This is a genomic window from Sphingobium sp. DN12, from assembly GCF_051058005.1.
GTDB classification, from domain to species: Bacteria; Pseudomonadota; Alphaproteobacteria; order Sphingomonadales; family Sphingomonadaceae; genus Sphingobium; species Sphingobium yanoikuyae.
The window spans coordinates 1,228,434-1,253,005 of record NZ_CP173717.1 but is presented as its reverse complement, the minus strand read 5'-3'; the positions used below and the strand labels follow the sequence as shown (position 1 = coordinate 1,253,005).

The window sequence follows — 24,572 nt, the reverse complement described above, 5'->3', positions numbered from 1 at the left end:
CCTTCAGCTTCCGCGATAGGTGGAATAGGAAAAGGGCGAGGCGAGCAGCGGGACATGATAATGGCCCCCTTCGCCCATGCCGAAATCGATGGGCACGATGTCAAGGAAGGGCGGCTGCGGCAGGTCGACGCCCAGCCAGCGGAAATAATCCGCCACCGCAAAGGTCAGCCGGTAGTTTCCGGCCGCCAGTTCCAGATCGCGCAGCGCCGGGCAGCGGCCGTCCGCATCGGTCAGCCCTGCGAACAGCAGCCGGTCGCCCGACAGCAGGCGGATCGCCATGCCAGCGGCGGGGCGGCCGTGCATGGTGTCGAGGACATGGGTGGACAGGCTCATGCCGCGGCCTCCGTCGGCGTGGCGCGGGGCGTGGGCAGCTGCGCGGAAAATTCAGGTTCGGCATAGGCGAAATAATCGGCCAGTATCGCCCCCTGATCGTCCAGAAACAGCTGGTCCGCGACCCCCTGCACCAGCCGGGGCAGCGCATGTTTCAGTCCCGAAATCGCCGATGCCGACAGACCGAAATTGATGAGGCCCGAATAGTTGAAGGCGAACAGCCCGTGCAGCGCGTCTTCATCCTGCGGCGTGCGCGGCAGCAGCTGGAACCCCGTGCCCAGATAGGGGTGCGCATCCAGCACCGCGTCGCGATCCTGCGGTGCGAAGCGGTCCGACCAGCGGGCGATGCCCGCCGCGACCGGGCGCAGTTCGGGGCGCAGCGCGGGATCGGTGGCAAGGCCGGTGGACAGGATCAGGAAATCGAAGCGCTGCCGCCCCTGCGGCGTGATGACATCCACCCCGTCGCCTGCTTCCGCCACATCCAGCCAGGGCGATCCCAGATGCAGATGGAAGCCCGGATGGCTGGCCGCACGCGCGAATGTGTCGTTGGTGGGCGGCTGGTTGCGTTCGAAAAAATTCTTCATCATCCGATATTTGGCCTCATCCGCCAAAGCGGGGAAGCGCGGGATGACGCCGTTCGCCTCCAGAAAACGGATCGGGTTAACGGTGGGCAATTGCTGGCGGCGGACAAAGACATGCACCTCCCCCGCGCCCAGCGACAGCGCATGTTGCGCATTGTCGAAGGCCGACGCGCCGCCGCCCAATATCGCGATCCGCCTGCCCGCCAGCGCATCGAAATCGATGGCCTGAGAGGTGTGGGCATAAAGATGGCCGGGCAGCTTCGTCACCATGGCGGGCATCTGCCACTGGCCGCCGCCCTGTATGCCGGTGGCCATGACGACCTTGCGCGCCAGCAGCGTTTCGCCATCGGCCAGCGACAGGCGGAACAGGCCGCGCCGCACCGGTTCCACCAGCGTGACCCGGCTGTCGTTGCGCACCGGCAGGCGCAGCACGCGGCGATACCAGCGCAGATAGTCCATCCAGTCGCGCCGGGGGATCTTGTCAATGGCGGCCCAGCCCTGCGGCCCGTGCATCGCCTCCCAATAAGCGCGGAAGGTGAGCGCGGGGATGCCATAGTCGATGGCGGTCAGATGCTTGGGCGTGCGCAGCGTCATCATCCGCGCATAGCTGTCCCACGGCCCTTCCTGCCCCGCCGGATTTTCGTCGAGCACAAGGATGTTGGAAATCCGTTCGCGCAGCAGGCCGAAGGCCGCGCCCAGCCCGCTCTGCCCGCCGCCGACGATCACCACGTCGTGGATGTGCTGGTCATCTGGCGCATCGGTGCGGGTCCAGTCCGCCCCGCCAAAGCCGAGACAGTCCAGATCATGCGCCAGCCGGGCCTCATGCTGTGCCAATGTCATGCCAGATCCTCCAGACGCAGGGCCACGATCCTGCCGATTTCGGCAAGGGCGGTGGCGATTTCGCTTTGTTCGTCATGGGCCAGCCGCTGTCCCATGGCCGCCAATATGCCCGCCTTGTTCGTCAGCCGGACGCAGATGATGAAGGGAAAACCGAAACGCGCGCCATAGCGGGCGTTCAGGTCGTGAAAGGCGCGATATTCCTCGGGCGACAGCCGGTCCAGCCCGGCCGATGCCTGTTCGGCGGCAGATGCATCGGTCAGCGACCCGTCGATGGCGGCCTTCCCCGCCAGTTCGGGATGGGCGCGAATCAGCGCCAGTTGTTCGTCCCGGGTGGCGTCGTGCACCGTCTGCATCAGCCCGGCATGCAGATCGTCGAAGGGCAGGCGTTCGGCGGCGCGCTCCACCACCCAAGGGGAATGTTCGAACAATGCGCCATAGCGGGCGATGAAATCGGCTTTTTCTTCAGTCATGGGGGTGCAGCTCCAGCCAGTGGCGGGCAATGTCGATGCGGCGGGCGACCCAGGCATCGTCATGGGCCAGGACATGATCCAGGAAACGGGCAAGCGCATGGGCGCGGGCGGGCCGTCCGGCGATGCGGCCATGCAGACCAACCGACATCATCCGCCCGCCTTCCGCCCGCAGCTGGTCGAACGTGTCGCGCAGATAGCGGAAGAACTGGTCCCCCTCCGTAAAGCCGTTCAGCGCCACCATCTTCATATCGTTGGCGTCCAGCGCATAGGGCACGATCAGCTGCGCCCGGCCGAAACGCCGGTCATAATAGGGCAGGTCGTCGGCGTAGGAATCCGCGTCGTAAAGAAACCCTCCCTCCTGCGCGACCAGCCGGGCGGTGTTGGGCGAGGTGCGGCCCTGATACCAGCCGAGCGGCCTTTGCCCGGTCAGGCGGGTGTGGACCTCTATGGCGCGGGCGATATGTTCCGCCTCCCGATCCGCCAGCATATGCTGATAATCGATCCAGCGATAGCCGTGGCTGGCCACTTCCCAGTCCGCCTTCAGCATCGCGTCGACGGCGGCGGGGTTGGCGGCCATCGCGGCGGCCACGCCAAAAACGGTGACGGGCAGGCCGCGATCCGTGAACAGCCGGTGCAGGCGCCAGAAACCGGCGCGGCTGCCATATTCATACAGGCTTTCCATCGCCATCGCCCGGTCGGCATGGCTGACCGCGCCGACCATGTCGGACAGAAAGGCTTCGGATCCCCGGTCGCCGTTCAGGACGCTGTTTTCCGCGCCTTCCTCATAATTGATGACGAACTGCACCGCGATCCGCGCGCCGCCGGGCCAGTGCGCGGCGGGCGGGGTCTGGCCATAGCCGATCAGGTCGCGCGCGCTCATCGTGCGTTCCATGCGCTGAGCGCGGCGTCGACCGCCTCGCCCGGGGGACAGCCATGCCCCTCCGCCCGCAGCACCGCCTCCAGCGCGCCCAATGTTATCAGTATCTTGTGCTTGCGCGCATTATATCCCATCGCGCCGAACCGCCACACCTTGCCCGCCAGCGGGCCGAAGGCGGTGCCGATCTCTATTTCGAAATCCTCGCGCATGCGGCGGCGCACCCGCTCTCCATCCACGCCTTCGGGAATATAGGCCGCGGTCACATTGGTCATGCGATAGCGGTCGTCGCCGAACAGCGTCAGCCCCAGCGCGCGCAGCCCGGTCGCCATGGCGCGGCCTGCCGCCGCATGGCGGGCATAGCGCTGCTCCAGCCCCTCTTCCAGCATGATACGGGCGCATTCGCGCGCGCCATAAAGCATGGTGGTCGCCTCTGTATGGTGGTTCAGGCGCTTTTCGGACCAATAGTCCATCACCATGCCCAGATCGAAATAGTTGGACCCGATGACGATGCCCCCGCCCTCATCCTCGCCCTCTTCCATGTCCCCGCTGCGCAGGCCCAGTTCGACGCGGCGGCGGCCGTAAATATGCGTCGCCGCGCGATCGGAAATGGTGATGGGGGCCGAACCGGACGATCCGCCCAGGCATTTCTGCAACCCGCCGGTGACGATATCCGCGCCCCAGCGGTCCGCCGCCAGTTCCATGCCGCCGATGGTCGCGGTGGCGTCAACATAGAGCAGCGCGCCCGCATCGCGGCACAGCGCGCCCAGCCCGTCCAGCGGCTGCGCCATGGTGGTGGATGTGTCGCCATGGATGGTCGCGACGACTTTGGGCCCGGTCCGGGCGATGGCGTCGCCGATCGCGTCCAGCGGCACGACTTCGCCCCAGGGCGCGTCCACCCGCTCCACCCGGGCGCCGACCCGCTTCAATATCTCCGTCAGCAGCAGGCCGAAACGGCCGAAGTTGACCACCAGCACCGTGTCGCCGGGGCTGACCATGCTGACCAGCGCCGCCTCTATGCCCGCGCGAGCCGTGCCGTTGACCAGAAAGGTCTGGCGGTTCTGCGTGCCGAAGATCGGGCGGTACAGCGCCATCACCTCATTCATATAGGCGGTCATTTCCGGGTCGAACTGGCCCAGCAGGTCGGCCGACATGGCGCGCAGCACGCGGGGATGGGCGTTGATCGGGCCGGGGCCCATCAGCAGGCGCTGGGGCGGGTCGATCTCTGCAAAGACATTAGGCACGGTGGATATCCTCCAGGGATTTGATGAAGCGCAGCATCGTGCGGGCGGCCAGATCGGCGTCTTCGGGCAGGACGCTTTCGGCCGGATTGTGGCTGATCCCCTCGCGGCAGCGGATGAACAGCATCGCCGTGGGGCAAAGCGCGGACAGGATCATCGCGTCATGCCCCGCCCCCGACACCAGCCGTCGCACCGGCAGCCCCTCCGCCGCCAGCGCGCCGTCCATCAGCGTCATCAGTTGCGGGTCGCAGGGGCTGGCGGGCAGGCTGTGCAGCGCGTCGACCGACAGGGTGACGCCGCGCACCGCCGCGATGTGCCCGAAACGCGCGACAATGACATCGGCCAGCGCGGCGCAATCGGCATCCCGCGCGGCGCGCACGTCCAGCGTGAACATGGCACTGCCCGGCACCACATTGGCCGCGCCCGGCCCGGCGGTGACGGTGCCCACCGTCGCCACCCGGTCGCCCCCGGCGGCCAGCGCCTCCTGCTCCGCCGTCAGGATCATCGCCGCCGCCGCCGCCAGCGCGTCGCGGCGCAGCGTCATGGCGGTGGTCCCGGCATGGCCCGCCCGGCCGCCGACCTTTATGCCAAAGCGCCGTTGCGCGGCGATGCCGGTGACGGTGCCCAGCGCCAGCCCGTCGGCCTCCAGCACCGGGCCCTGTTCGATATGCGCCTCCAGATAGGCGAAGGCGCCGGGGTGGCGCGCCTGCCGATAGGCGTCGAAATCGCGGGGCACCGCGGCGCCCACTGCCTCGCCATAGGCGGCCATCGCCTGAAACAGGGTGACGCCATCGGCATCTGCAGGTTCGGTCAGCTGCGCGTCCAGCGTGCCCGCCACCGCCCGGCTGGTCAGCATCGCCAGCGGAAAGCGCGACCCTTCCTCATCCCCGAAGGCGTAGATCTCGATGGGGAAGCGCAGCCTTTCGCCCGCATCGTGCAGCGCCGCCACGCATTCGATGCCCAGCATGATGCCCAGCGGCCCGTCATAGCGGCCCGCGTCGCGCACGCTGTCCAGATGGCTGCCCACGATCAGCGGCGGGCCGTCGCCTGTCCCCTCATAGCGGCCGATCAGATTGCCCGCCGCGTCGATCCGCACCGCCATGCCTGCCTGCGCCATCCAGCGCGCGACCAGTTGCTGCGACGCGGCATAGGCGGGCGTCAGATAGGCGCGATACAGCCCGTCAGCGCTGTCGCTATAGGGCGGCAGGCCCAGCCGGTCGCACCGTTCGACCGCGCGCGCGCCGCTTACCATGTCGCCACCGCGCCGTCGGACCGGGGGTCGGTCGCGCCCTCGATCAGGCCGTCGGCATGGCGCACGACCGCGCCGGCATGGCCCATGGTGGCGGTAAAGGGGGCCAGCATCTCCACATCATGGCCCGCCGCCGCCAGCGCTGCGACGGTGGCAGGGTCGAAGCGGCTTTCCAGCTTCAGCGTGGTGCTGCTTTCGCCCCAGGTCCGGCCCAGCAGCCAGCGCGGCATCGTCACCGCCTGCTGCAAGGGCACGTCGAACCAGGCATAGCGGCTGAAGATCGCGGCCTGCGTCTGCGGCTGCCCCTCCCCGCCCATGGTGCCATAGGCCATGACCCGCCCGTCATGGAAACGCGCCAGCGCCGGGTTCAGCGTATGGAAGGGCTTGCGTCCCGGCGCCAGCGCGTTCCAGCCTTGCTGCGCCAGACGGAAACTGGCGCCCCGGTTCTGCCAGGTGATGCCGGTCTGCGGCAGGACCAGCCCGGACCCGAATTCGAAATAGGTGGACTGGATGCAGCTGACCACCTGCCCACGCGCATCGGCCGCGCCGAACCAGCAGGTGTCGCCCAGCGCGCTGTCCTGCGGCCAGGGTAGCGCGCGCGCCGGGTCGATGCGCCCGGCCATCGCCGCCAGCGCATCCCGGTCGTCCAGGATCGACTGGGCGGGAACGGGCATATGGGCCGGGTCGCCGACATGGCTGTCGCGCACCAGAAAGGCCTGTTTCGTCGCCTCTATCAGGCCGTGGAGATGGGCGAACCCCTCCCCCTCCGTCACGCCCAGCCGGTCGAACAGGGCCAGAATCAGCAGCGACGCCAGCCCCTGCGTCGGCGGCGCCGTGTTGTACAGGTGCGCGCCCTTGACCGTCAGGGTCAGCGGCCGGGGTTCGATGGCGCGGTGCGCCTCCAGATCGGCAGCCGTGACCGGGCTGCCCAGCGCGACCAGATCCGCCGCGATCGACCGGGCCAGCTTGCCGGTATAGAAATCCTGCAGGCCATTGTCGGCCAGCATCTGCAGCGTGGCGGCCAGCGCGGGCTGGCACAGCCGTTCGCCCTGCTTCAGCGGGCGGCCGCCCGGCGCGAAAATATCGCCATAGGCGCCGCGCTGCGCAATCAGTTCGGCATGTTTGGCGGCCGCGATCTGCGCCCCGCCCTCTGTCACGGCGACGCCCTGCCGCGCCAGATCGATGGCGTCGCGCAGCAGCCGGTCCAGACTGAGCGTGCCGGCATCGCCCGCCAGCGCCTGTTTCCAGCCCGACACCGTGCCCGCAACTGTGTTCGCCGCCAGCGGGCCGCGCCACGGAATGTCCTTCAGCCCGGCATAGAGCGACAGGTCGGCGCGCGCGGCGGCGGCGCCGCAGGCGTCGATGGCATGGACATGGCCGTCGGGATCGTGGATCAGCCAGAAACCGTCGCCGCCGATACCGGTCATATGGGGATAGACCACCGCCAGCGTCGCGGCCATCGCCACGCATGCCTCGACCGCGGTGCCGCCATCCTTGAGCACGCTCAGGCCCGCCTGACTCGCCAGATGATGCGGCGCAGTGGCAAGGCCATTATAGCTGGATGGTGCGTGCATCATGTCATGGGCGTCCCTGTCAGGCTGATGGGAAAAAGTGTGACGGCGGCGGCCGATCTAAAAAAGAACTTATTTTAGGTCATGGCGATGCCAAAATGGGGACAGCAGATAATCCGGCCCCACAGGGAAAGAGGGCGCAAAAAAAGGGCGGGCGGCGATGCCTCGCCGTCCGCCCCCGCAGGTGCCATGGAACGTCTGTTTCAGCAGGTCAGGCCCAGCGCCCGCAACGCCTTGCGATAGGAAACGGAAGATCGGTCGGCCGCGAAATGGGCTTCCTCCTCCAGTTCCAGCGGCAGGTCCTCCGGGCATTGCGCCTCCACAATGGCCTGATCCTCCGCAAAGATCTGCGCGTTGAAGGCGTAGACATCCTCGACCGATCCGGTGCGGTCGAAATTGCGGACCAGCGGCACATAAAGCGTGGTTTCCCGCGCTGACACCGGGGTGGCGATGTTCATGATGCGCAGCACGCCGTCATGGGGGAAATCGACCGTCAGGAAGGCGATATAGGGCGGATAGACGTCGAAGGTCCGGCGCCAGATGAAGCCTTCGGGTTCCAGATGCTGCAACGGTTTGGGGAAGTTGCTGACATCGCTGATATAGATGCTGCGGAACCCATAGTCGGTCTGCCGGGTCTGGTAGAGCGGCACCACGCTGTTCTCGCGGTCGGCAAAGGCCTCATGATGGATCCAGGCGAAATGGGCGACGTCGATAAACCCTTCCACCTGCCGTCCGGGGGCGGCCTGTATCGACACTGGCGGGCAGACGATGGCCTGAAAATCGGACGCGCCGAATTCGGGGAAGTCGGGAATGTCGGCCAGCGCATTGTCCGGATCCAGACAGGTCCACACCAGCCCATAGCGTTCGACCATGGGCAAGGTGGTGGCGCGGAACCGGTCCGACGGCACGACATTGGGCTGGGCCGGGATCTTGACGCAGCGCCCGTCCGCAGCAAAGCGCAGGCCGTGATATGGGCAGACCAGATTGTCGTCCTCCACCCAGCCCATGCTGAGCGGCACGCCGCGATGGGGGCACAGGTCGCGCGCGACGCTGATGCCCGACGTGGTGCGATAGACGACCAGCTTCACGTCCAGCAGCTTTGACTGGACCGGCGCGGTGCCGACATCGTCGACGCGGGCGACGGGAAACCAGTAGCGGGACAATATTTCCCAGTCCCCGTCGGCATAGGTGCAGTTGCGCGGCCGGGTGACGCGGGGGGGCCGGGTCGCGGCCGGCGGCGGCACATCGTCCCGTTCCTGCAGCAGCGATGGCGCCTGCGTCATGCGGGAACTCCCAGATAGTTGATGCGGAAGGCATTCCCGTCAGGATCGCGCAGCACCGACTGATACCAGCCATAATAGGTTTCGAACGGTTCCTTCACCACCTGTGCGCCCAGCACGGCGGCCTGCCGGGTCAGCCGCTGCACCTCTTCGGGCGAATCCACGTTGAAGGTCTGGAACACGCGGTCGCCCGGTTCCGTCTGGGGCGCCATGCCCAGCAGTTCATAAGCGCCCGTGCCGCTGAAGCCCAGCGACGTGCCGCCGGCGGCAAAGCCCCGGAAGATCGGCGAGCGGCTTTCGCGATATTCCTCCAACCCGAACAGGCTGCTGTAGAAATCGGCCAGCCGGTCGATGTCGGCGGTGAAGATGTTGGTATAAGCAAGAACAGCCATTGTTCGATCCTTCACGCCGCGAGGCCATAGGTCTTGCGGTACATTTCGGCGATATGATCCCCCACCGTGGTGTCGGGATAGGTGGGCGGCCCGTCTTCGGGCAGGCAGGTCGGCGCGCAGCTGACCTTGTAGAAATAATTGGGGTCGAAAAAGGTCGGCACCGAAAAGCGATCCCGGCCGCTATGGTTGTTGAGCACCCGGTGCATGTTGGCATGGTACAGGCCGTTGGTCAGCACGCGGACCATTTCGCCCAGGTTGATGACGAAGGTGCCCGGGATCGGCGGCGCAGCGATCCATTCGCCCGCCGCATTTTCCACCTCCAGCCCGCCGACATCGTCCTGCAGCAAAATGGTAATCATGCCCCAGTCGATATGCGCGCCCGCGCCGATCTGGTTATAGGCGGCGTCGGTCGGCTGCGGGCCGTATTTCAGCAGCCGGCTGTTGAACAGCGGCTCCTGCAGCCCGTCGACGAAATAATCCTCCGGCAGGTCGATGGACAGGGCGATCAGGCTCATCAGATGGCGGCCGACGCGGAACATCTCTGCCACATAGGCTTCATAGCGGGCGCGAAAGCCATCGGGCTTTTCCGGCCACAGATTGGCGCCGCAATTGGGCACGCCATCACGCACATAGGGATGGTCGTCGTCCAGATCGACGCCGATCAGAAAGCCTTCCTTGAGGTCCGGCGGTGATCCGTCGTCCAGCGTCTGAAGGCCCGGCGCCTCGTAACCGCGGGTGCAGGTCGAATATCTGGTGTCGACCTTTGCCTTTTCCTCCAGCGGCAGGGCAAAGAAGCGGCGCGCCAGGTCGAGCTGGCCGTCCATCATCGCCTGCGGCACGCCATGGTTGGCGATGTAGAAGAAGCCGGTGTCCCGCGCGGTCTTGTGGATTTCCCACGCAACCGCCTTCTTGGCCTCCAGGTCGCCGGACAGGCTGGGCCCCAGGTCGATCAGGGGGATCGCCTCTGCAGGCTTGGGGGGCGTGTAGACGATCATGTCAGGCGGCCTCCGCTTCCTTGAACTTGGGCGTGTTGTTCATCTGGTCCATCTTCATTTCCAGATGCTCCAGCGACGTGGTGCGCGCATATTTCGGCGCCTTGTCGATGGCGCAGGTCGGGATGCATTCGATGACCGCGTCGTAATTGGGCTGGTGGAAGAAGACGAGCGACTGGCGGCGGCTGCCCACCCCCTTGTCGCGCGGCGGATTGACGACGCGGTGCATGGTCGACACCCATTCGTCATTGGTCCATTGCGCCATCAGGTCGCCCAGGTTGATGATGAACGCGCCCGGCACGATGGGCACCGCTTCCCAGCGGCCGTCGGCGGTCAGCACTTCCAGTCCGCCGGGCTTGTCCTCCGTCTTCAGGATGGTCAGGCCGCCATAATCGGTGTGCGCACCGGCGCGCAGCTGGCCATCCTCCAGCGCTTCGGGCTGGTCGGGATAGTTGCTGATGACCATGTTGGTGATGTGCCGGTCGATCTTGTCCGCGAACCAGTCGGGCGACAGGTTCAGCGCGCGGGCGCACAGTTCCATCAGCAGCGCGGCCAGCTTTTCCATCTCATGATAATAAGTGACGATGGCAGGCTGGAAGGCGGGCACGTCGGCATCGGGCCAGATATTGGGATGGAAGATCCGGCGCGCGGTCGGCGTGGTGAAATAGGGGTCGCTTTCGTCCAGGTCGAAACGGCCGATATTATAATATTCGCGATGGTCGGGCTTGGCATCTTCCTCGCCGATGGTGCTGGCAAGGTTGCCGGTCTCTATCCCGAAATAGCCGCGATAGACGGCCGGGTCGGGCGAGCGATATTTGCCCTTTTCCGGGCCCGACAGGTCGAACAGCGCCCGGCTGGCGGTGGCGGCGGCCTCGATCGCTTCGGCCGGGACACCATGGCCCGACACCACCAGAAAACCGATGCTGCGCGCAGCGGCGCCAACCTGTTCGGCCACGGCCTGTCGGTCCGCTTCGCTGCCCGTGCGCGCGGGGGTCAGGTCGATGATGGGAACCACGCTACCGTCAAACTTCATTTCAGCCTCCTGCGTGGCCGGCATGGGGCGCCGGCATGCGATTGTTGTGGATGTCGGATTCCCCGGCGATGGCGCTGTTCGTTGCGCGCCCGGTGCCAAGGAAGATGTTGAGCAGGATCGCCGTGACAATGCCCAGCAGCACGCCGCTATGGGTGAAGGGCGCCAGCGCAGCCGGGGCCGCGGCAAAGAAACGGTCGGAAAAAGTGGGGATCAGGCCCATGCCCAGGCTGATCGCGACGACCAGCAGATCCTCCCGCGATCGGTCCAGCCCCGCCGCCGCGAGCGAACGGATGCCCGACGCCGCGACCATGCCGAACAGCACCAGCGCGGCCCCGCCCAGCACGCTGGGCGGTACGGCGGCGACCAGCGCGGACAGCCGGGGGAACAGCGCCAGCACCAGCATCATCGCGCCCGCGCCGATGCAGACGAAGCGGCTGCGCACCCCTGTCATGTTCACCAGCGCGATATTCTGGGCATAGGATGTATAGGGAAAGCTGTTGAAAACGCCGCCGATGACCGCGCCCAGGCAATCGGCGCGCAGCCCGCGCGACAGGTCGCGCGTCGTCACCGGACGGTCGACCATGTCGCCCATCATCGTCAGCATGCCGCTGGATTCCACCAGCGTGATCAGCAGCACCACCACCATCGATGCGATGGCCGCCGGGTCGAACAGGGGCAGGCCGAAATGGAAGGGCGTGACCAGTTGCAGCGGGGGTGCGGCGACGGCGCCGGAAAAATCCACCAGCCCCATGGCTGCCGCGACGGCATAGCCCGCCGCCATGCCCATCAGGATCGCGCAATTGGCCAGAAAGCCGGTGCCCAGCCGCGTCACCAGCAGGATCACCGCAATGGTGCCGCCCGCCAGCAGCAGATGGACAGGCGCGCCATAGTCGGCGGCGCCCTGTCCGCCGGCGGCCCAGTCCACCGCCACGCCCATCAGCGACAGGCCGATCAGCAGCATGGCGGTGCCGGTGACGGTGGGGGTCAGCACCCGCCGCAGCCGTCCGACCAGCGGCACCAGCGGCAGGACGATCAGCCCGGCGGCGATGGCCGCGCCATAGACGCCCGGCAGGCCCAGTCCCGGCTGGCTGGCAATGGCGATGGCGGGCATCACGCCGACAAAGGTCACGCCCATGATGATGGGCAGGCGAATGCCCACGCCGCCCCGGCCCAGTCCAAGACATTGCAGCAGCGTGACCAGCCCGCAGGCGAACAGGTCGGCGCTGACCAGATAGGCGGTGTCCTGCGCCGACAGGTGCAGCGCGGAAGCGACCAGCAGGGGCACGGTGATCGCCCCTGCATACATGGTCAGCACATGCTGGAAGGCCAGGGCCCCCAGCGCCCCCGCCGGCGGGACATGGTCCACCGGATGGGGCATGACGCGATCAGAAGTCATATTTCACCGATGCGATGACCTGACGCGGCGGGATGTACATGTCGCTGGTCGTGAAGCTGCCAAAGGGGTTGGAATAGCGCGAGGCGATCCCGTTCTTGTCGAAGATGTTCGACACGGTGACGCCCAGCGTCCAGCCGCTGTCCTGCGGGGTGAAGGCGAAATTGGCGTTCACCTGCGTATAGCCGGGCACCACGTCGCGGGCGCCGTCATTGAAGATGCGATACTGGAACTTGCCGCGATAGATGAGTTCCGCATGCGATTTGAGCGTGCCCAGCGAACCGATGTCCAGCGTGTGGGTCGCGCCGACCGCGCCCTGCCATTTGGGCAGTTTGGGCGGCACATTGCCGTTGGTGTTGCGGGTCTGCTGGGCCCGCAGCGCGATGGTATAGGCATCGAAGGGGCCATAACCCAGCGCGGCGGCGGCCAGCGTGGCGGCATGGGCGCGGGACGGGTCCAGCGTGATATAATCGCCCACCAGTTCGCCATCGAGATAGGTGACATTGCCGTCCAGCTTGAGCTTCCCGGTCAGTTCGACCGTGGCCTCCGCCTCTGCACCCCAGATCCGCGTCTTGGGCACGTTCGACACGCCGCCCTGATAGGGGATCGGATCCTCCATCTGATATTGCAGATTTTTATAGTCATAGAAGAAGGCTGCGGTGTTCAGCGTCACCCGGCCGTCGGCAAAGCGGTTCTTCGCGCCGATCTCATAGGACCAGACATATTCCGGCTGATAGGTCAGCGGCACCAGCAACGGCGTGCTGTTGTTGCTGACGCCGCCGGGCTTATACCCGCGCGAAATGCTGGCATAGACCATGTTGCGCGGAGTCAGTTCGAAATCGACCTCGCCCTTGCCGGTCAGCGCATTTTCACTGGTTTTCGCATGCACGGTCGGCGCGAAAATATCGAACAGCGTGCTGTTGCTGCTGTTGAAATCGTCATGGGCGTAGCGCAGGCCCAGCGTCGCGCTGACCGTGTCGGCCAGCTTGTACTTGGCCTGGGCGAAACCGGCATAGCTATAACGTTTCTGCCGGCTGTTGAGCGCATAATCGAGATTATAGGGATAGTTGGCGAAGGTCAGCGGCAGGGTCAGATCATAGACCGGGTTCGCGTCCGTGCCGCGATATTCCAATATGTCCTGGCCCAGTTTCTGATAGAGGAAATAGGCGCCGACAATGTAGCTGAGCGGCCCTTCCCCGTTCGAGGTCAGGTTGAATTCCTGGCTGAAGGCGTCGACGCTGTTGTTCCAATAGGGCTGGGCGTCATAGGTGCCGGTCTGGGCATAGGTGGACCGGTCGACGTCGATCTGGTTGTGGTTGCGCGTCGTCTGGTAGGAACTGAGCGACTTGAGCGTCGCAAAGCCCATGTCATATTGCAGGTCGGCATAGGTCAGGAAGAAGTCGAGCTTGTATTTGTTCGCATAATCCTGGGAAATGCGGCGCGGATCGGTGTCGATATCGTCGACATTCTTCTGCGCGGCGCCATGTTCGTCGGCATTGAAATATTGCGCCGTCAACTGGGCGGAAAATGTGTCGGTCGGCGTCCACAGCAGCGATATCTTGGCGGAAATACGGTCGGCATCGTCCAGCCCGTAGCGGCCATAGGCCGGGCTGAGCCCGGTCTGGCGCGCGAAGCCCTTGTGATAATAGCGCTGCACGGTGCCGCGCACGGCCAGCGTGTCGCTGATCGGGACGTTCAGCGTCGCGGTGCCGCGCACCAGATCGTAATTGCCCAGTTCCAGCTGGGTCGATCCGCTGAGCGCCTGGGTGTCCGGCCTGGCGGTGATGGCGTTGATGATGCCGCCGGTCGCGCTCTGGCCGAAGACGGTGCCCTGCGGGCCGCGCAACACCTCTACCCGCTGAAGGTCCAGGAAATCCTGTTGCAGCGCATAGGGGCTGACGACATAGACGCCATCGATGTGGAAGGAGGTGCCGGGCTGCGCGCTCAGATTGTCGGACGCTTCATAGCCCACGCCACGGATCGACACGACCCGCACGAAGCTGCCGCTGTTGGCGATGGTCAGTCCCGGCACAAAGCCGTTCATGTCGATCAACTGGGTGATGTTGGACTGGGCCAGCGTATCGGCCGAAATCGCCGTGATCGCCAGCGGCGCGCGCTGAAGCGTGGTCTGCTGCTTTTCGCCGGTGACGATGATCTCACCCTCGGCATAGGCGCTATCCTCGGCCGCGCCCCCGGCGGCGGGTGCCTCTGCTGCATGGGCGGAGACCCCTGCGCCCAACAGGGCGGATATCATGGTGCTGGCCAGAAACGTCGATTTCGACCGCAGATTCAACATTCACATACCCCCTTTTCGACAGGACGACCGGCTGATCGCTCTTTGATTCGCCCTCTCGATTTTGCTGTTGCACAAAATCTGCCATTGAAACCTGTGCTGATCCATCGCAGAATATCGCAAGCACTGTTCGCATAATGAGAACAGTTCAGACGGAGACTTCCTCATGCTTCTCAGCCGGGCCGCCCTGTATTTCGACGAAGTCGCCCGGCGGGGCGGGCTGCGCCGCGCGGCCGACGTGCTGCACATCGCCCCGTCGGCGGTCGACCGCCAGATCATCCAGTTGGAGGAGGAAATGGGCACCCAGCTGTTCGAACGCACCCCCACCGGCATGCGCATGACGGCGGCGGGGGAATTGCTGATCGACGGGGTGCGCCGCTGGCGCCGCGATCTGCAACGCATCCGGTCGGAAATCGACAATCTGGTCGGGCTGCGCAGGGGCAGCGTCGTCATCGGGCTGGTCGAGGGCGCGACGGAATTCATCGCCGGGGCGGTCGCGTCCTTCCAGCAACGCTATCCCGCCATCCAGTTCCGCATGGAGGTGTTTGGCGCGCAGGGGGTGATCGATCAGGTGATGGCAGGCGACATCGATGTCGGCGTGACCTTCAACCCGCCCAATAATCCGGTGATCCGGCTTGACCGGACGATGATCTATCGACTGGGGCTGGTGGTGCATCCCGACCATCCGCTGGCCGGGCGCAAGGAAATATCGCTGGCCGAATGCGCCAGCCATCCGCTGATCGTGCCCAGCGAGACATTGTCGCTGCGCCGCGTGTTCGACATCGCCTGGGGGCGCCATGTCGGCGGCCCGCCCCGCGCCGTGGCGGAAGTCAGCAGCATCGGGCTGATCAAGTCGCTGGCAATCCGCGGCGCGGGGGTGGGGTTGCTGACCGCCTTCGACGCGATCAGCGAGATTCAGGCGGGCAGCCTGATCTTCGTCCCGTTGTCCGACGAACGGATCGACCTGTCCACGCTTTCTATCGTCAGCGCGTCGGGACGGACGCTATCAGTTCCTGCTTCCCTGCTGATTCAGCATCTGGCACAGATAATGGACCAGCAAGGTGTCCCTGTAATCTAGCACTACTTTGGCAGAAGTTTACTGGGACGTCTGATGAGGCAACATCCGCAGTGAGGGCAATGCCCCGGCGGTGAGCGAGACAGGCGGTCAAGGATGGCCTGGCGCACTGCTGGCAAGGTGGGTTGGGGAGGCGGACCGAGGATTCTTTTTTTTTCGCCCCGCCTGAGCGAGCCTTTGAGATTGCAGGAAGGCGTAGGCCATCATCGACATCAAGGCGTGGCGGTGAAGCCCGGTCCAGGATCGTCCTTCGAAGTGATCGAGGCCGAGTTCCTCCTTGAGTTGCTGATGCGCTTGTTCGCAAACCCAGCGCGCCTTGATCGCACCGGCGAGAGCCTTGATCGGGGTGTCGCCGGGCAGATTGGAGAGATAGTATTTGCGCTCGCCATTCGAGCGATGCTCACCAACCAGCCAGGCTTCCTCGCCCGGCATGTGCTGGGCCCCGGCAGAGCCGATCCGTTGAGGCGCACCATCGGCAATGCGCACGCGCATGGCGGCAAAGCGGGCCGTCAGCCGTCCCTTTGTTCCTTTGCGCCAACTGACCTGTCGCCATTTCGCGCTTTCGAGCATTGCGTGCGCGGCCATGGATTTGACGTCGGGCACATGTCGCACCCGTGGGCGACCGCGTCCTGCGACTGGGAAGATCAGTTGCACATCGGCCGGATAGACCTTCTGATGCCGGGGGATGCCAACCGCCCAGCAAAGGCTACGTGCACTCAGTGCCTGCCGGAACGGAGCCGACAGCCCGTAACCCGCATCGGCCAGCACGCAGCCAAAGCGCACCCCGGCCGCGATGACACGATCAATCTCCTCAATCGCGATCTCTGGCTTGGTGCGGTATTCCTGCAAGGGCGCAGGCACGCCAACCTTGTCCATGCGCGCAGCATCGCTCGTCCAGCTTTCCGGCAGGAACAGCCGCAAGCTTAACATGAGGGGAACTTCGCCCGAAGCCAATGTCACCGATACCATCGTCTGGCAGTTGGCATTCTTGCCCAGCGCCGTGGCGTATTGGGGCGCGACGCCAACCGAAGCCTTGCCCTTCTTGGGCAGGGCGGTGTCGTCGATGATCAACCAGGCTCCCTCACCGCCAACCAATTCATCCGCCTGGTTCCACAAGGTCGCTTCCAGTGGGGCGCTGTCCCATAAGCCAGCCCCGATGAAATGATGAAGCCGGTCGTAGGGTATCGCATCCGAACGGGCTGCCATGGGTTGGATGCTCTTGCGATCGCCGGGCCCGATCAGACCGGCGATATAGGCCGGGCACATTCTACGTCGAGTCTTATTCCCCAAGGCTTCCAGATATGGCGCAAGCCACCGTTCAAGATCCGCCTGCCACGCCTCTTCCATCGCCAGCCTCCATCAAAGCTGGCTCCCCATGAATCACGCATTCAGTGCCATGGGAATCCCGAAAATCAAACTTCTGCCAAAGTAGTGCTAGGGTCAGAACCCATTGCTGTAATTAGATTTAGTTGATTCAGGCTCCGTGAGGAGACTGGATCTGAGCGATTGAACGCTCTTGGGAAAATACGGCTCAAGCCGCGCCATCTGCTCGTCCGTCAGCCAATACAGGTCCCTCAAATCCAATCTCCTCGCGGAGCATGAATCAGATCGAGCCGGTTATATCAATGGGTCCTGACCCTAGATCCGCCGATCTGGACCGCAACCTGGGACATGGTGGTTGCAGCATAGCCATTTTCCAGAAAAATCTTCCTCGCATTTTGCAAGATCGCCCGCCGTCGTGCGATTTTCTTCTCTTCGCGGCTGCCCACTAATTTCCTCTTCCTCACCAGAGCCGGTGCTTAGCCCAATAGTATCTCGCTTTCCTGATTGGATTAGCCTGAGCAAATCGCAAACTCCACGATCGAGGCACCGCCATCTGCTTTCAGGTGACATCCTTAAGCATCGTGGACGCGTCAGCCAGTTGCGTCGGATTCAGCACCGCTCCGGACAGCACATGCGCGCGGCCCTGAACATAATCCTTGACCGCATTGACGCAATCGAGCGCGATCAGCTTGCCGTCCTTGAGGTAAAGTACAGAGAAGCTGCGGGTCGCCGGATCGCCGCGCAAAATCGTCTGGTCATGCCCGGTCGACAGTCCGACGGTCTGGAGCTTCAGATCATATTGGTTCGACCAGAACCAGGGCACAGCGTTATAGGCCTCTTCCATGCCCATAATATGGCCTACCGCGGTCTTCGCCTGATCGTTGGCGTTCTGGACCGATTCCAGCCGGATCTGCGCACCACGGGCGAAGCTGTTGGCATGCGCCGCGCAATCGCCCACCGCATAGATGTCGGGCAGGCTGGTGCGGCAATATTCGTCGACATCCACGCCATTGCCGCCGATGGCCCCCGCCGCGATCAGCGGGCCGGTTTCGGGGATGATGCCGATGCCGACGATCACCATGTCGGTTTCGATCCGCTCGCCATCGGCCATCTGCACGGCGGTCGCCTCGCCATCCGTCACCTCGATGCAGTCCATCCGTGCGCCGGTGCGCAGGTCGACGCCATGGGCGCGATGTTCCGCCTCATAAAAGCGCGATAGATCTTCACCCGCCACGCGCGCCAGCACGCGATCAAGCGCTTCGAGCAGCACGACCTTCTTTCCGAATTTGGACAGCACGGCCGCCGCTTCAAGCCCGATATAGCCGCCGCCGATCACAGTCACATGGTTGATCTGGTCGATCTTCGCCATCATCGCGTCGACATTGTCGCGGCGGCGCACGGCATGGACATTGGGCGCTTCGGCGCCATTGCAGGTCAACATGCGGGGAGAGCCGCCCGTGGCCCAGATCAGCTTGCCATAGCCTATTTCCGTGTCGCCTGCGGTCACAAATTTACCGACAGGATCAACGGCCTTCACGCGGCGGCCGAGCAGCATGTCGATCCCGCGCTCTTCCCAGAAGCTCGCCGGGCGGATCAGGATGCGATCAAAGCTCTTGTCGCCCGCGAAATATTCCTTGGACAGCGGAGGACGTTCATAGGGGGGATCCTTTTCGTCGCCGATCATGGCGACCGAGCCTTCGAAACCCAGTTGCCGCAGCGATATGGCCGCTTGCGCACCGGCATGGCCCGCACCCACGATCAGGACGTCATAACTACTCATTCGAAAATCCCATCAAAAATCGGTTCTGGATAGCTGCTGTCCGCGCATTGCTGGCGGACTGCCGACATTGCCATGGCCCACTCAGCCGTTCGATCGGCGATCAGCAGCGGCACCTGCTGTTCGGGCCAGTGACGGAAGGGAAGAACCGTGCCATCCCGGCGCCACAACTCGACCTGATCGAGCCGGACATCGGCTATCAGCCATTGCGGCCGGTTCAGGTCGCCAAATGCGAACACGCCATTGTCCGGCGTGATGCCGTCAGGCGGCCCGTAAATGCCCGCCGAGCCGTGATTCTCGTCCAGCGAGGGCAACCAAGGCGCCTCACCGACCGTCGGCGCCTGAACCACATAGCATTGATTTTCCAACGCCCGGGCCTGCGCACCGATACGCACGCGCCAAAAGCCCTGCATGCTGTCGGTCGCGGAAGGAACAAGGATGATTTGCGCACCCGCCTCTGCCTGCGCACGCGCGATCAGCGGAAATTCGGCATCATAGCAGATGGTTATCCCCACCCGTCCGACCGGTGTATCGATCACATGGATGGCCTCGCCACCCCCTATGCCCCAGGTTTCCCACTCGAATCGGGTCATGACGATCTTGTCCTGATGACCGGAACTGCCGTCCGGGCAAAAAAGGCGGGCACGGTTGACGATCAATCCCCGATTATCCCGGCATGGGCGGCTGCCGCCCAGGATCGTCACCTCATAGTGAATGGCAAAATGGCGATGTAGTTCGTCGATCCGCTCCCCGACCGCCATGACATGATGCAGCCAGGCCTGCAAATCCGCCGCAGCGTCAGGATCGCCGCCCGCCAATTCCATCGCAGCATATTCTGGGAAAAGCAGGAGTTGCGCACCCTGTTCCGCCGCTTCCCACACCCAGCGGCTGATCTTAATTTCCCAAGCGCCGTAGGTGAGTAGAAGCTCGATCGGATATTGCGCGGCGGCAATACGGAAATCTGTCATTTGGACGCCTATAGCTGCTTCAACCAGAAGCGCATCAGATGTTCGCTCTCTTTAGCTTGCCCGGCTTCCTTCCAGCGCATGTTCATGGTGAAGCGCGGCGCAAGGCGATAGCCGCGCCTGTGCCAGAAGGGGGTGAGGTCGCGTGCGCTTTCCGGTCGCAAGGGATGGTCCGCATCCCTCGACACCGCGCAAAAGACAGCGCTACTCGCACCGGCCTTGCGCGCCGCCGCCTCGCGCTCGTCGAAGAAGCGATGACCCAGGCCGAGCCCGCGAAACTGGGGCAGCAGCACGGACTCGCCGAAATAGAAGAAGCTATCGACATCGACGCCGGCGGCCAGAAAGGGAGATTTGACGGCATCAGACTGAGTCGCCATGGGCGATGCGGTAGCCATGCCCACGGGAATTTCCCCCAGCCGTGCGACCACCAACACGGCCGCCTCGTCGCTCAGAAACTCGGCCAGATAGCCGGCTTCATAATCGACGCTACCATCATAAAGATAGGGCCAGCTGCGAAACACAGTCATGCGCAAGGTTGCGAGCGCGTGCAGCGACATGTCGTCCTTGCAAATGCACTCGACCCGGATCTGCTCGACGAGGTCCGCCTGCATCAACCCGCCTTCACCTGATCCAGCCAACCGGCCAGATTATAATGATTGCTGACCCGCGCGATCAGGCCATCGCGCAGTTCGAAAAAGGCGCCGACGCGCAGAAGGTAACGCTGGCCCGATGCCGGGGGCAGATCGGTATCGGTTTCCAGATATTCCCCTTTCAGCATGAATTCCCCCGCCGCCCGTTGCCCGTCAGCCGAGGTCAGGAACACCGGATCAATGACCTGTTCCCTGTAGCAGCGGTTCATATGGTCGAGAAACTCGGCAAAGGCTGTCTTCCCCCTCCGCACCGCACCCTGCGAGGGTTCATGCACGACATCATGCGTCAATAAATCGAGCATCGCCGCACTGTCGCCGCGATTGAAGGCCGCATAATAACGGACAAGCAGATCATCGTTCATCGTCTTCAATTTTCCGGCGCTATGGTGACCCGAAGACCGTCCATCTCGGCCGTCAGGGGAATCTGGCAGGAGAGACGCGACCGGTCACTGCGATGATCGCTACTGTCGAGCAGGTCGTTTTCATCCTCGCTCATCGCGGGCATCGCCGCGTCCGGCTCGATAAAGACATGGCAGGTCGCGCAGGAACAACATCCGCCGCACAGCGCCAGCAATTCATCCAGGCCGCTGTCGCGGATCGCTTCCATGAGCGACAGGCCGGCTTCTGCTTCGATCGGCCGTTCCGATCCATTCCGGTCGGCAATGATGATCTGGACCATTAGTTCGTCCCTTTCATTAGCCGTTCCGCATGCCAGCGCAAATGATCGGCCATGAAGGAGGAAATGAAATAATAGCTGTGATCGTAGCCGGACTGCATCCGCAGCGTCAGCGGCTGGCCCGCGCTTTTGCAGGCCGCCTCCAGCAATTCGGGACGAAGCTGTTCGGCCAGAAACTGGTCGGCATCGCCTTGATCGACCAGCAGATCAGGCAACCGGGCGCCATCCTCGATCAGCGCGACGGCATCATGTCTGCGCCAAACGGCGCTGTCCTCTCCCAGATAGCCCATCAGCGCCTTCTTTCCCCAGGGCACCTGCGAAGGGGCAACGATCGGAGAGAAAGCCGACACCGCCTTGTACCGATCGGGATGGTTGAGGCCGATGGTCAGAGCGCCGTGGCCACCCATGCTGTGGCCCATGATCGACTGGCGTTCCATATCGGCGGGGAAGTTCGCCGCGATCAATGCGGGCAACTCCTCCGTCACATAGGACCACATGCGATAATGGAGCGCAAAGGGCGCCTCGGTTGCGTCGACATAGAAGCCCGCGCCAAGGCCGAAATCATAGGCTCCGGCCGGATCGTAGGCGACGCCCTCTCCGCGCGGGCTGGTGTCCGGCGCGACGAGGATCAGCCCCAGCTCCGCGCAGGCTGAACGGAACTCGCCCTTTTCCGTCACATTGGCATGGGTGCAGGTAAGTCCGGACAGATACCAGACCACTGGCAGCTTCACGCCTTCCGCATGGGGCGGCACGAAGACGGAGAAGGTCATCTCCGTCCCCGTCACGCTGGAAGCATGTTTATGGACGCCCTGGACCCCGCCATGGCTTTTGTTGGTTGAAACGGTTTCCAGGGCCATCATTCACTCGCTGAAGAAATAGGCGCAGACCTTGTTCCCGGCCGGATCGCGCAGATAGGCGGCATAGGCGCCGGGCAAGTGACCGCGAGGGCCAGCTGCGCCTTCACACGCACCACCCGCCGAAACGCCAGCGGCGTGGAATGCATCGACGTCAGCTTGACTGGAGGTCGCAAAGCCGATGGTCACACCGTTGCCGGATGGCGCTTCACCGTTGCCCGGACGCAGGACCGGAAAGGCCGGCTTGTCCTTGCCATACAGAATGGCGCTGTCACCAAAGGGCCCCAAATTCTTCACGCCCAAAGGCGCCAGTGCGGCGTCGTAAAACGCCGTGGAAACTGCCAGATCGCTTGCGCCGACGCAGGCGTGCGAAAACACGCCATCACCCGAAATCACTGCCATATTTATTCTCCGACTCTATCAAAAATGAATGTCAGAACACAACCACGCTGCGAATGCTCTTGCCGGCGTGCATCAGGTCGAAGGCGGTGTTGATCTCCTCCAGACCCATGACATGGGTGATCATCGGGTCGATCTCGATCTTGCCGGCCATGTACATGTCGACAATCTTGGGCACGTCGGTTCGGCCCTTGGCGCCGCCGAAGGCCGTGCCGCGCCAGTTGCGGCCTGTGACGAGCTGGAAGGGACGCGTCCCGATTTCTTTACCCGCTTCGGCTACGCCGATGATGATCGATGTGCCCCAGCCGCGATGGCAGGCTTCCAGCGCGGTACGCATAACTTCGGTATTGCCGGTCGCATCGAACGTATAGTCGGCGCCGCCGTCGGTCAGTTCCACGACCTTCGCCACCGTCTCTTCCCGGCTCAGCCCCTTTGAATTGAGGAAGTCGGTCATGCCGAACTTGCGGCCCCATTCCTCACGGTCGGGATTGATGTCGACGCCGATGATCTTGTTCGCACCGACAAGGCGCGCGCCCTGGATCACGTTGAGACCGATGCCGCCCAGGCCGAAGATAACGACATTGTCGCCCACCTGCACCTTGGCCGTGTTGATGACCGCGCCCACGCCGGTCGTCACGCCGCAACCGATATAGCAGCTCGACTGGAAGGGCGCGTCCTCGCGGATCTTCGCCACCGCGATCTCCGGCAACACGGTGAAGTTCGAAAAAGTCGAGCAGCCCATATAGTGGAAGATCGGCTGGCCCTTGTAGGAAAAGCGCGTCGTGCCGTCGGGCATCAGACCCTTGCCTTGCGTCGCGCGGATCGCGGTGCACAGGTTGGTCTTGCCGCTGAGGCAGCTTTTGCACTGGCGGCATTCCGGCGTGTAGAGCGGAATCACGTGATCACCCGGCTTGACCGAAGTGACGCCCGCGCCGACCTCACGCACGATGCCCGCGCCTTCATGACCCAGGATCGAGGGGAAGATACCCTCGCTGTCGAAGCCGTCGAGCGTATAGGCATCGGTATGGCAGATGCCGGTCGCCATGATCTCGACCAGCACTTCACCAGCTCGGGGCCCTTCCAGGTCTACCTCGACGATTTCCAGGGGCTTCTTCGCTTCAAAGGCGACGGCGGCGCGGGTCTTCATGTCTCACTCCTGCTCGTGATCAAGGTCGGAAATGAGCTGATGTGGCTCGGCGCAACCGGCAAAATTCTCGCACCACCATGCGAAGATGCTCGTTAGCCAAACCACAGGCCCCTCCGATATTCTTTTCGTGCTCAGGTTCTAGCAATTCGCTCGCGCTGTGATAATATAGTCATTCAGCAAATAATTATTTCCTATTAGGGATAATAAATGTCGAGTTGGGACGGGATCGACGAATTTGTTAGCGTTGCGACGACAGGCTCTTTCACGCGCGGGGCGCAATCGTTAGGCGTCTCGACGACCCATGTCAGCCGATCGATCATGGCGCTGGAGCAACGAGTACAGGCGCAACTGTTCCACCGCACCACACGCACCGTCCGCCTAACCGACACCGGGCGCGTTTTTTTCGAGCGCTGTGAACGGATAGCCCAGGAACGAGACGAAGCCATTGCGCTGATCGGAGACCGAAGCGAGCCCCAAGGCGAGTTACGGGTCACCTGCTCCACAGCCATGGGGGAGCGTTTTATCTCGCCAATCATTCGTCGCTTTGCCATGCGACATTCCAGACTTAATGTGTCCATCGAACTCACCAATCGGGTGACCGATCTGATTGCCGAGGGCTTCGATTTGGCTGTGCGAACAGGCACAATCACTGACTCGCGCCTGATCGCGACGAGAGTTGCCTCACGCACACTTTATACCTGTGCTGCGCCCAGTTACCTTGCCACGACTGGACGACCGACAATGGTGGAGGCGCTGGATCAGCATGAATGTATCGCGGGCTCTGCGGCCACGTGGCATTTCAAGGTGGACGGCCAGGAAGTCATTCACAGGCCCCAGGGGCGGTTCCGCTGCAATAGCGGCCAGGCAGTGATGGAAGCGTGCGTTGCCGGCCTGGGCATCTGCCAGCTACCCGATTTCTACATCCTGCCGTACCTGAAGCATGGCATGGTCGAACTGCTGCTGGAAGACATGCAACCCGACGATGAACCGATCTGGGCGGTCTATCCCCAGCGGCGCCATTTGCTCCCAAAGGTGCAGCAGGTCGTCGATTGCCTGCTGCATGAGTTAGGGCCGGCGATGAACAGGCCACGAAACGAAAGAACCTCAGGATAAGTCTCGACTTCCATTTATCCCACCAGCTACAGCAGTACGATCGGCTGGCGCCCT

The 24,572-nt window shown here is 63.7% G+C and carries 25 protein-coding genes; 2 read left to right on the top strand and 23 right to left on the bottom strand.

Annotated elements, in window-relative coordinates; all coding sequences use genetic code 11:
• Positions 1 to 3 precede the first annotated feature (3 nt).
• From uraH to ACI6S0_RS05875, 13 genes are all read right to left on the bottom strand, one after another.
• Positions 4 to 333, bottom strand: coding sequence for a hydroxyisourate hydrolase (gene uraH / locus ACI6S0_RS05935; RefSeq protein WP_017502787.1), 330 nt, complete (start codon positions 331 to 333; stop codon positions 4 to 6).
• Positions 330 to 1,751, bottom strand: a complete 1,422-nt coding sequence (locus tag ACI6S0_RS05930; protein ID WP_017502788.1) for an NAD(P)-binding domain-containing protein — start codon at positions 1,749 to 1,751, stop codon at positions 330 to 332. The genes uraH and ACI6S0_RS05930 overlap by 4 nt, the downstream gene beginning before the upstream one ends.
• A complete protein-coding gene (gene uraD / locus ACI6S0_RS05925; protein ID WP_017502789.1) occupies positions 1,748 to 2,221 on the bottom strand; it encodes a 2-oxo-4-hydroxy-4-carboxy-5-ureidoimidazoline decarboxylase in 474 nt (157 codons plus the stop codon). The genes ACI6S0_RS05930 and uraD overlap by 4 nt, the downstream gene beginning before the upstream one ends.
• On the bottom strand, positions 2,214 to 3,101 hold the full coding sequence (gene puuE / locus ACI6S0_RS05920) for an allantoinase PuuE (RefSeq protein ID WP_038293028.1): 888 nt from the start codon (positions 3,099 to 3,101) through the stop codon (positions 2,214 to 2,216). The genes uraD and puuE overlap by 8 nt, the downstream gene beginning before the upstream one ends.
• Positions 3,098 to 4,294 carry a pyridoxal-phosphate-dependent aminotransferase family protein gene (locus tag ACI6S0_RS05915; RefSeq protein WP_080993657.1) on the bottom strand — a complete coding sequence of 399 codons (1,197 nt, stop codon included), beginning with the start codon at positions 4,292 to 4,294 and terminating at the stop codon, positions 3,098 to 3,100. Before ACI6S0_RS05915 ends, puuE begins: the two co-directional genes overlap by 4 nt.
• Positions 4,295 to 4,331: 37 nt before the next feature.
• Positions 4,332 to 5,588 carry an allantoate amidohydrolase gene (locus ACI6S0_RS05910; RefSeq protein WP_017502792.1) on the bottom strand — a complete coding sequence of 419 codons (1,257 nt, stop codon included), beginning with the start codon at positions 5,586 to 5,588 and terminating at the stop codon, positions 4,332 to 4,334.
• Complete coding sequence (locus ACI6S0_RS05905; RefSeq protein WP_017502793.1) at positions 5,582 to 7,162, bottom strand: gamma-glutamyltransferase family protein; 1,581 nt, start codon at positions 7,160 to 7,162, stop codon at positions 5,582 to 5,584. The genes ACI6S0_RS05910 and ACI6S0_RS05905 overlap by 7 nt, the downstream gene beginning before the upstream one ends.
• A gap of 197 nt (positions 7,163 to 7,359) precedes the next feature.
• Positions 7,360 to 8,439, bottom strand: a complete 1,080-nt coding sequence (locus ACI6S0_RS05900) for a Rieske 2Fe-2S domain-containing protein (protein WP_017502794.1) — start codon at positions 8,437 to 8,439, stop codon at positions 7,360 to 7,362.
• On the bottom strand, positions 8,436 to 8,828 hold the full coding sequence (locus ACI6S0_RS05895) for a VOC family protein (RefSeq protein WP_017502795.1): 393 nt from the start codon (positions 8,826 to 8,828) through the stop codon (positions 8,436 to 8,438). The genes ACI6S0_RS05900 and ACI6S0_RS05895 overlap by 4 nt, the downstream gene beginning before the upstream one ends.
• Positions 8,829 to 8,839: 11 nt before the next feature.
• Positions 8,840 to 9,823 carry an isopenicillin N synthase family dioxygenase gene (locus tag ACI6S0_RS05890; protein WP_017502796.1) on the bottom strand — a complete coding sequence of 328 codons (984 nt, stop codon included), beginning with the start codon at positions 9,821 to 9,823 and terminating at the stop codon, positions 8,840 to 8,842.
• 1 nt (position 9,824) lies between these two features.
• Complete coding sequence (locus tag ACI6S0_RS05885) at positions 9,825 to 10,853, bottom strand: isopenicillin N synthase family dioxygenase (protein ID WP_026109529.1); 1,029 nt, start codon at positions 10,851 to 10,853, stop codon at positions 9,825 to 9,827.
• Between the two features lies 1 nt (position 10,854).
• The gene (locus tag ACI6S0_RS05880) at positions 10,855 to 12,249 is read right to left on the bottom strand and encodes a nucleobase:cation symporter-2 family protein (protein ID WP_107917611.1); all 1,395 of its coding nucleotides are present in this window, start codon (positions 12,247 to 12,249) and stop codon (positions 10,855 to 10,857) included.
• Positions 12,239 to 14,542, bottom strand: coding sequence for a TonB-dependent receptor (locus tag ACI6S0_RS05875; protein WP_017502799.1), 2,304 nt, complete (start codon positions 14,540 to 14,542; stop codon positions 12,239 to 12,241). Before ACI6S0_RS05875 ends, ACI6S0_RS05880 begins: the two co-directional genes overlap by 11 nt.
• Positions 14,543 to 14,705: 163 nt before the next feature.
• On the opposite strand from ACI6S0_RS05875, the gene ACI6S0_RS05870 reads away from it, so the two are divergent.
• The gene (locus tag ACI6S0_RS05870; protein WP_048938628.1) at positions 14,706 to 15,617 is read left to right on the top strand and encodes a LysR family transcriptional regulator; all 912 of its coding nucleotides are present in this window, start codon (positions 14,706 to 14,708) and stop codon (positions 15,615 to 15,617) included.
• An 87-nt stretch (positions 15,618 to 15,704) separates the two neighbouring features.
• Here the strand turns inward: ACI6S0_RS05870 and ACI6S0_RS05865 are convergent, their stop codons facing one another.
• The 10 genes from ACI6S0_RS05865 to ACI6S0_RS05820 all read right to left on the bottom strand — a co-directional run bounded on the left by ACI6S0_RS05865 (position 15,705) and on the right by ACI6S0_RS05820 (position 23,405).
• On the bottom strand, positions 15,705 to 16,961 hold the full coding sequence (locus ACI6S0_RS05865; protein WP_026109249.1) for an IS701 family transposase: 1,257 nt from the start codon (positions 16,959 to 16,961) through the stop codon (positions 15,705 to 15,707).
• A gap of 275 nt (positions 16,962 to 17,236) precedes the next feature.
• The gene (locus tag ACI6S0_RS05860) at positions 17,237 to 17,383 is read right to left on the bottom strand and encodes a TetR family transcriptional regulator (RefSeq protein ID WP_157228514.1); all 147 of its coding nucleotides are present in this window, start codon (positions 17,381 to 17,383) and stop codon (positions 17,237 to 17,239) included.
• A 113-nt stretch (positions 17,384 to 17,496) separates the two neighbouring features.
• A complete protein-coding gene (locus ACI6S0_RS05855; protein WP_017501556.1) occupies positions 17,497 to 18,717 on the bottom strand; it encodes an NAD(P)/FAD-dependent oxidoreductase in 1,221 nt (406 codons plus the stop codon).
• Positions 18,714 to 19,682 (bottom strand): carbon-nitrogen hydrolase family protein, encoded by a 969-nt coding sequence (locus ACI6S0_RS05850; RefSeq protein WP_017501555.1) that lies wholly within the window; start codon positions 19,680 to 19,682, stop codon positions 18,714 to 18,716. Before ACI6S0_RS05850 ends, ACI6S0_RS05855 begins: the two co-directional genes overlap by 4 nt.
• An 8-nt stretch (positions 19,683 to 19,690) precedes the next feature.
• A complete protein-coding gene (locus tag ACI6S0_RS05845) occupies positions 19,691 to 20,290 on the bottom strand; it encodes a GNAT family N-acetyltransferase (protein WP_017501554.1) in 600 nt (199 codons plus the stop codon).
• Positions 20,290 to 20,691: a ketosteroid isomerase-related protein gene (locus ACI6S0_RS05840; RefSeq protein WP_026109247.1), complete on the bottom strand. Its 402-nt coding sequence runs from the start codon at positions 20,689 to 20,691 to the stop codon at positions 20,290 to 20,292. Before ACI6S0_RS05840 ends, ACI6S0_RS05845 begins: the two co-directional genes overlap by 1 nt.
• Positions 20,692 to 20,696: 5 nt before the next feature.
• On the bottom strand, positions 20,697 to 21,008 hold the full coding sequence (locus tag ACI6S0_RS05835; RefSeq protein WP_017501552.1) for a 2Fe-2S iron-sulfur cluster-binding protein: 312 nt from the start codon (positions 21,006 to 21,008) through the stop codon (positions 20,697 to 20,699).
• Entirely contained in the window at positions 21,008 to 21,856 is an 849-nt protein-coding gene (gene fghA / locus ACI6S0_RS05830; protein WP_026109246.1) for an S-formylglutathione hydrolase, read from the bottom strand. The genes ACI6S0_RS05835 and fghA overlap by 1 nt, the downstream gene beginning before the upstream one ends.
• 9 nt (positions 21,857 to 21,865) lie before the next feature.
• On the bottom strand, positions 21,866 to 22,261 hold the full coding sequence (locus ACI6S0_RS05825) for a VOC family protein (protein WP_017501550.1): 396 nt from the start codon (positions 22,259 to 22,261) through the stop codon (positions 21,866 to 21,868).
• 31 nt (positions 22,262 to 22,292) lie between these two features.
• The gene (locus ACI6S0_RS05820; protein WP_017501549.1) at positions 22,293 to 23,405 is read right to left on the bottom strand and encodes an S-(hydroxymethyl)glutathione dehydrogenase/class III alcohol dehydrogenase; all 1,113 of its coding nucleotides are present in this window, start codon (positions 23,403 to 23,405) and stop codon (positions 22,293 to 22,295) included.
• Between the two features lie 207 nt (positions 23,406 to 23,612).
• On the opposite strand from ACI6S0_RS05820, the gene ACI6S0_RS05815 reads away from it, so the two are divergent.
• Positions 23,613 to 24,518, top strand: coding sequence for a LysR family transcriptional regulator (locus ACI6S0_RS05815; protein ID WP_017501548.1), 906 nt, complete (start codon positions 23,613 to 23,615; stop codon positions 24,516 to 24,518).
• Positions 24,519 to 24,572 lie beyond the last annotated feature (54 nt).

Bases quoted from the DNA above. Each gene is read 5' to 3' on its own strand.
- uraH (WP_017502787.1), bottom strand. From the start codon at position 333: ATGAGCCTGTCCACCCATGTCCTCGACACCATGCACGGCCGCCCCGCC.
- ACI6S0_RS05930 (WP_017502788.1), bottom strand. From the start codon at position 1,751: ATGACATTGGCACAGCATGAGGCCCGGCTGGCGCATGATCTGGACTGT.
- uraD (WP_017502789.1), bottom strand. From the start codon at position 2,221: ATGACTGAAGAAAAAGCCGATTTCATCGCCCGCTATGGCGCATTGTTC.
- puuE (WP_038293028.1), bottom strand. From the start codon at position 3,101: ATGAGCGCGCGCGACCTGATCGGCTATGGCCAGACCCCGCCCGCCGCG.
- ACI6S0_RS05915 (WP_080993657.1), bottom strand. From the start codon at position 4,294: ATGGGCCCCGGCCCGATCAACGCCCATCCCCGCGTGCTGCGCGCCATG.
- ACI6S0_RS05910 (WP_017502792.1), bottom strand. From the start codon at position 5,588: ATGGTAAGCGGCGCGCGCGCGGTCGAACGGTGCGACCGGCTGGGCCTG.
- ACI6S0_RS05905 (WP_017502793.1), bottom strand. From the start codon at position 7,162: ATGATGCACGCACCATCCAGCTATAATGGCCTTGCCACTGCGCCGCAT.
- ACI6S0_RS05900 (WP_017502794.1), bottom strand. From the start codon at position 8,439: ATGACGCAGGCGCCATCGCTGCTGCAGGAACGGGACGATGTGCCGCCG.
- ACI6S0_RS05895 (WP_017502795.1), bottom strand. From the start codon at position 8,828: ATGGCTGTTCTTGCTTATACCAACATCTTCACCGCCGACATCGACCGG.
- ACI6S0_RS05890 (WP_017502796.1), bottom strand. From the start codon at position 9,823: ATGATCGTCTACACGCCCCCCAAGCCTGCAGAGGCGATCCCCCTGATC.
- ACI6S0_RS05885 (WP_026109529.1), bottom strand. From the start codon at position 10,853: ATGAAGTTTGACGGTAGCGTGGTTCCCATCATCGACCTGACCCCCGCG.
- ACI6S0_RS05880 (WP_107917611.1), bottom strand. From the start codon at position 12,249: ATGACTTCTGATCGCGTCATGCCCCATCCGGTGGACCATGTCCCGCCG.
- ACI6S0_RS05875 (WP_017502799.1), bottom strand. From the start codon at position 14,542: ATGTTGAATCTGCGGTCGAAATCGACGTTTCTGGCCAGCACCATGATA.
- ACI6S0_RS05870 (WP_048938628.1), top strand. From the start codon at position 14,706: ATGCTTCTCAGCCGGGCCGCCCTGTATTTCGACGAAGTCGCCCGGCGG.
- ACI6S0_RS05865 (WP_026109249.1), bottom strand. From the start codon at position 16,961: ATGGAAGAGGCGTGGCAGGCGGATCTTGAACGGTGGCTTGCGCCATAT.
- ACI6S0_RS05855 (WP_017501556.1), bottom strand. From the start codon at position 18,717: ATGAGTAGTTATGACGTCCTGATCGTGGGTGCGGGCCATGCCGGTGCG.
- ACI6S0_RS05850 (WP_017501555.1), bottom strand. From the start codon at position 19,682: ATGACAGATTTCCGTATTGCCGCCGCGCAATATCCGATCGAGCTTCTA.
- ACI6S0_RS05845 (WP_017501554.1), bottom strand. From the start codon at position 20,290: ATGCAGGCGGACCTCGTCGAGCAGATCCGGGTCGAGTGCATTTGCAAG.
- ACI6S0_RS05840 (WP_026109247.1), bottom strand. From the start codon at position 20,691: ATGAACGATGATCTGCTTGTCCGTTATTATGCGGCCTTCAATCGCGGC.
- ACI6S0_RS05835 (WP_017501552.1), bottom strand. From the start codon at position 21,008: ATGGTCCAGATCATCATTGCCGACCGGAATGGATCGGAACGGCCGATC.
- ACI6S0_RS05825 (WP_017501550.1), bottom strand. From the start codon at position 22,261: ATGGCAGTGATTTCGGGTGATGGCGTGTTTTCGCACGCCTGCGTCGGC.
- ACI6S0_RS05820 (WP_017501549.1), bottom strand. From the start codon at position 23,405: ATGAAGACCCGCGCCGCCGTCGCCTTTGAAGCGAAGAAGCCCCTGGAA.
- ACI6S0_RS05815 (WP_017501548.1), top strand. From the start codon at position 23,613: ATGTCGAGTTGGGACGGGATCGACGAATTTGTTAGCGTTGCGACGACA.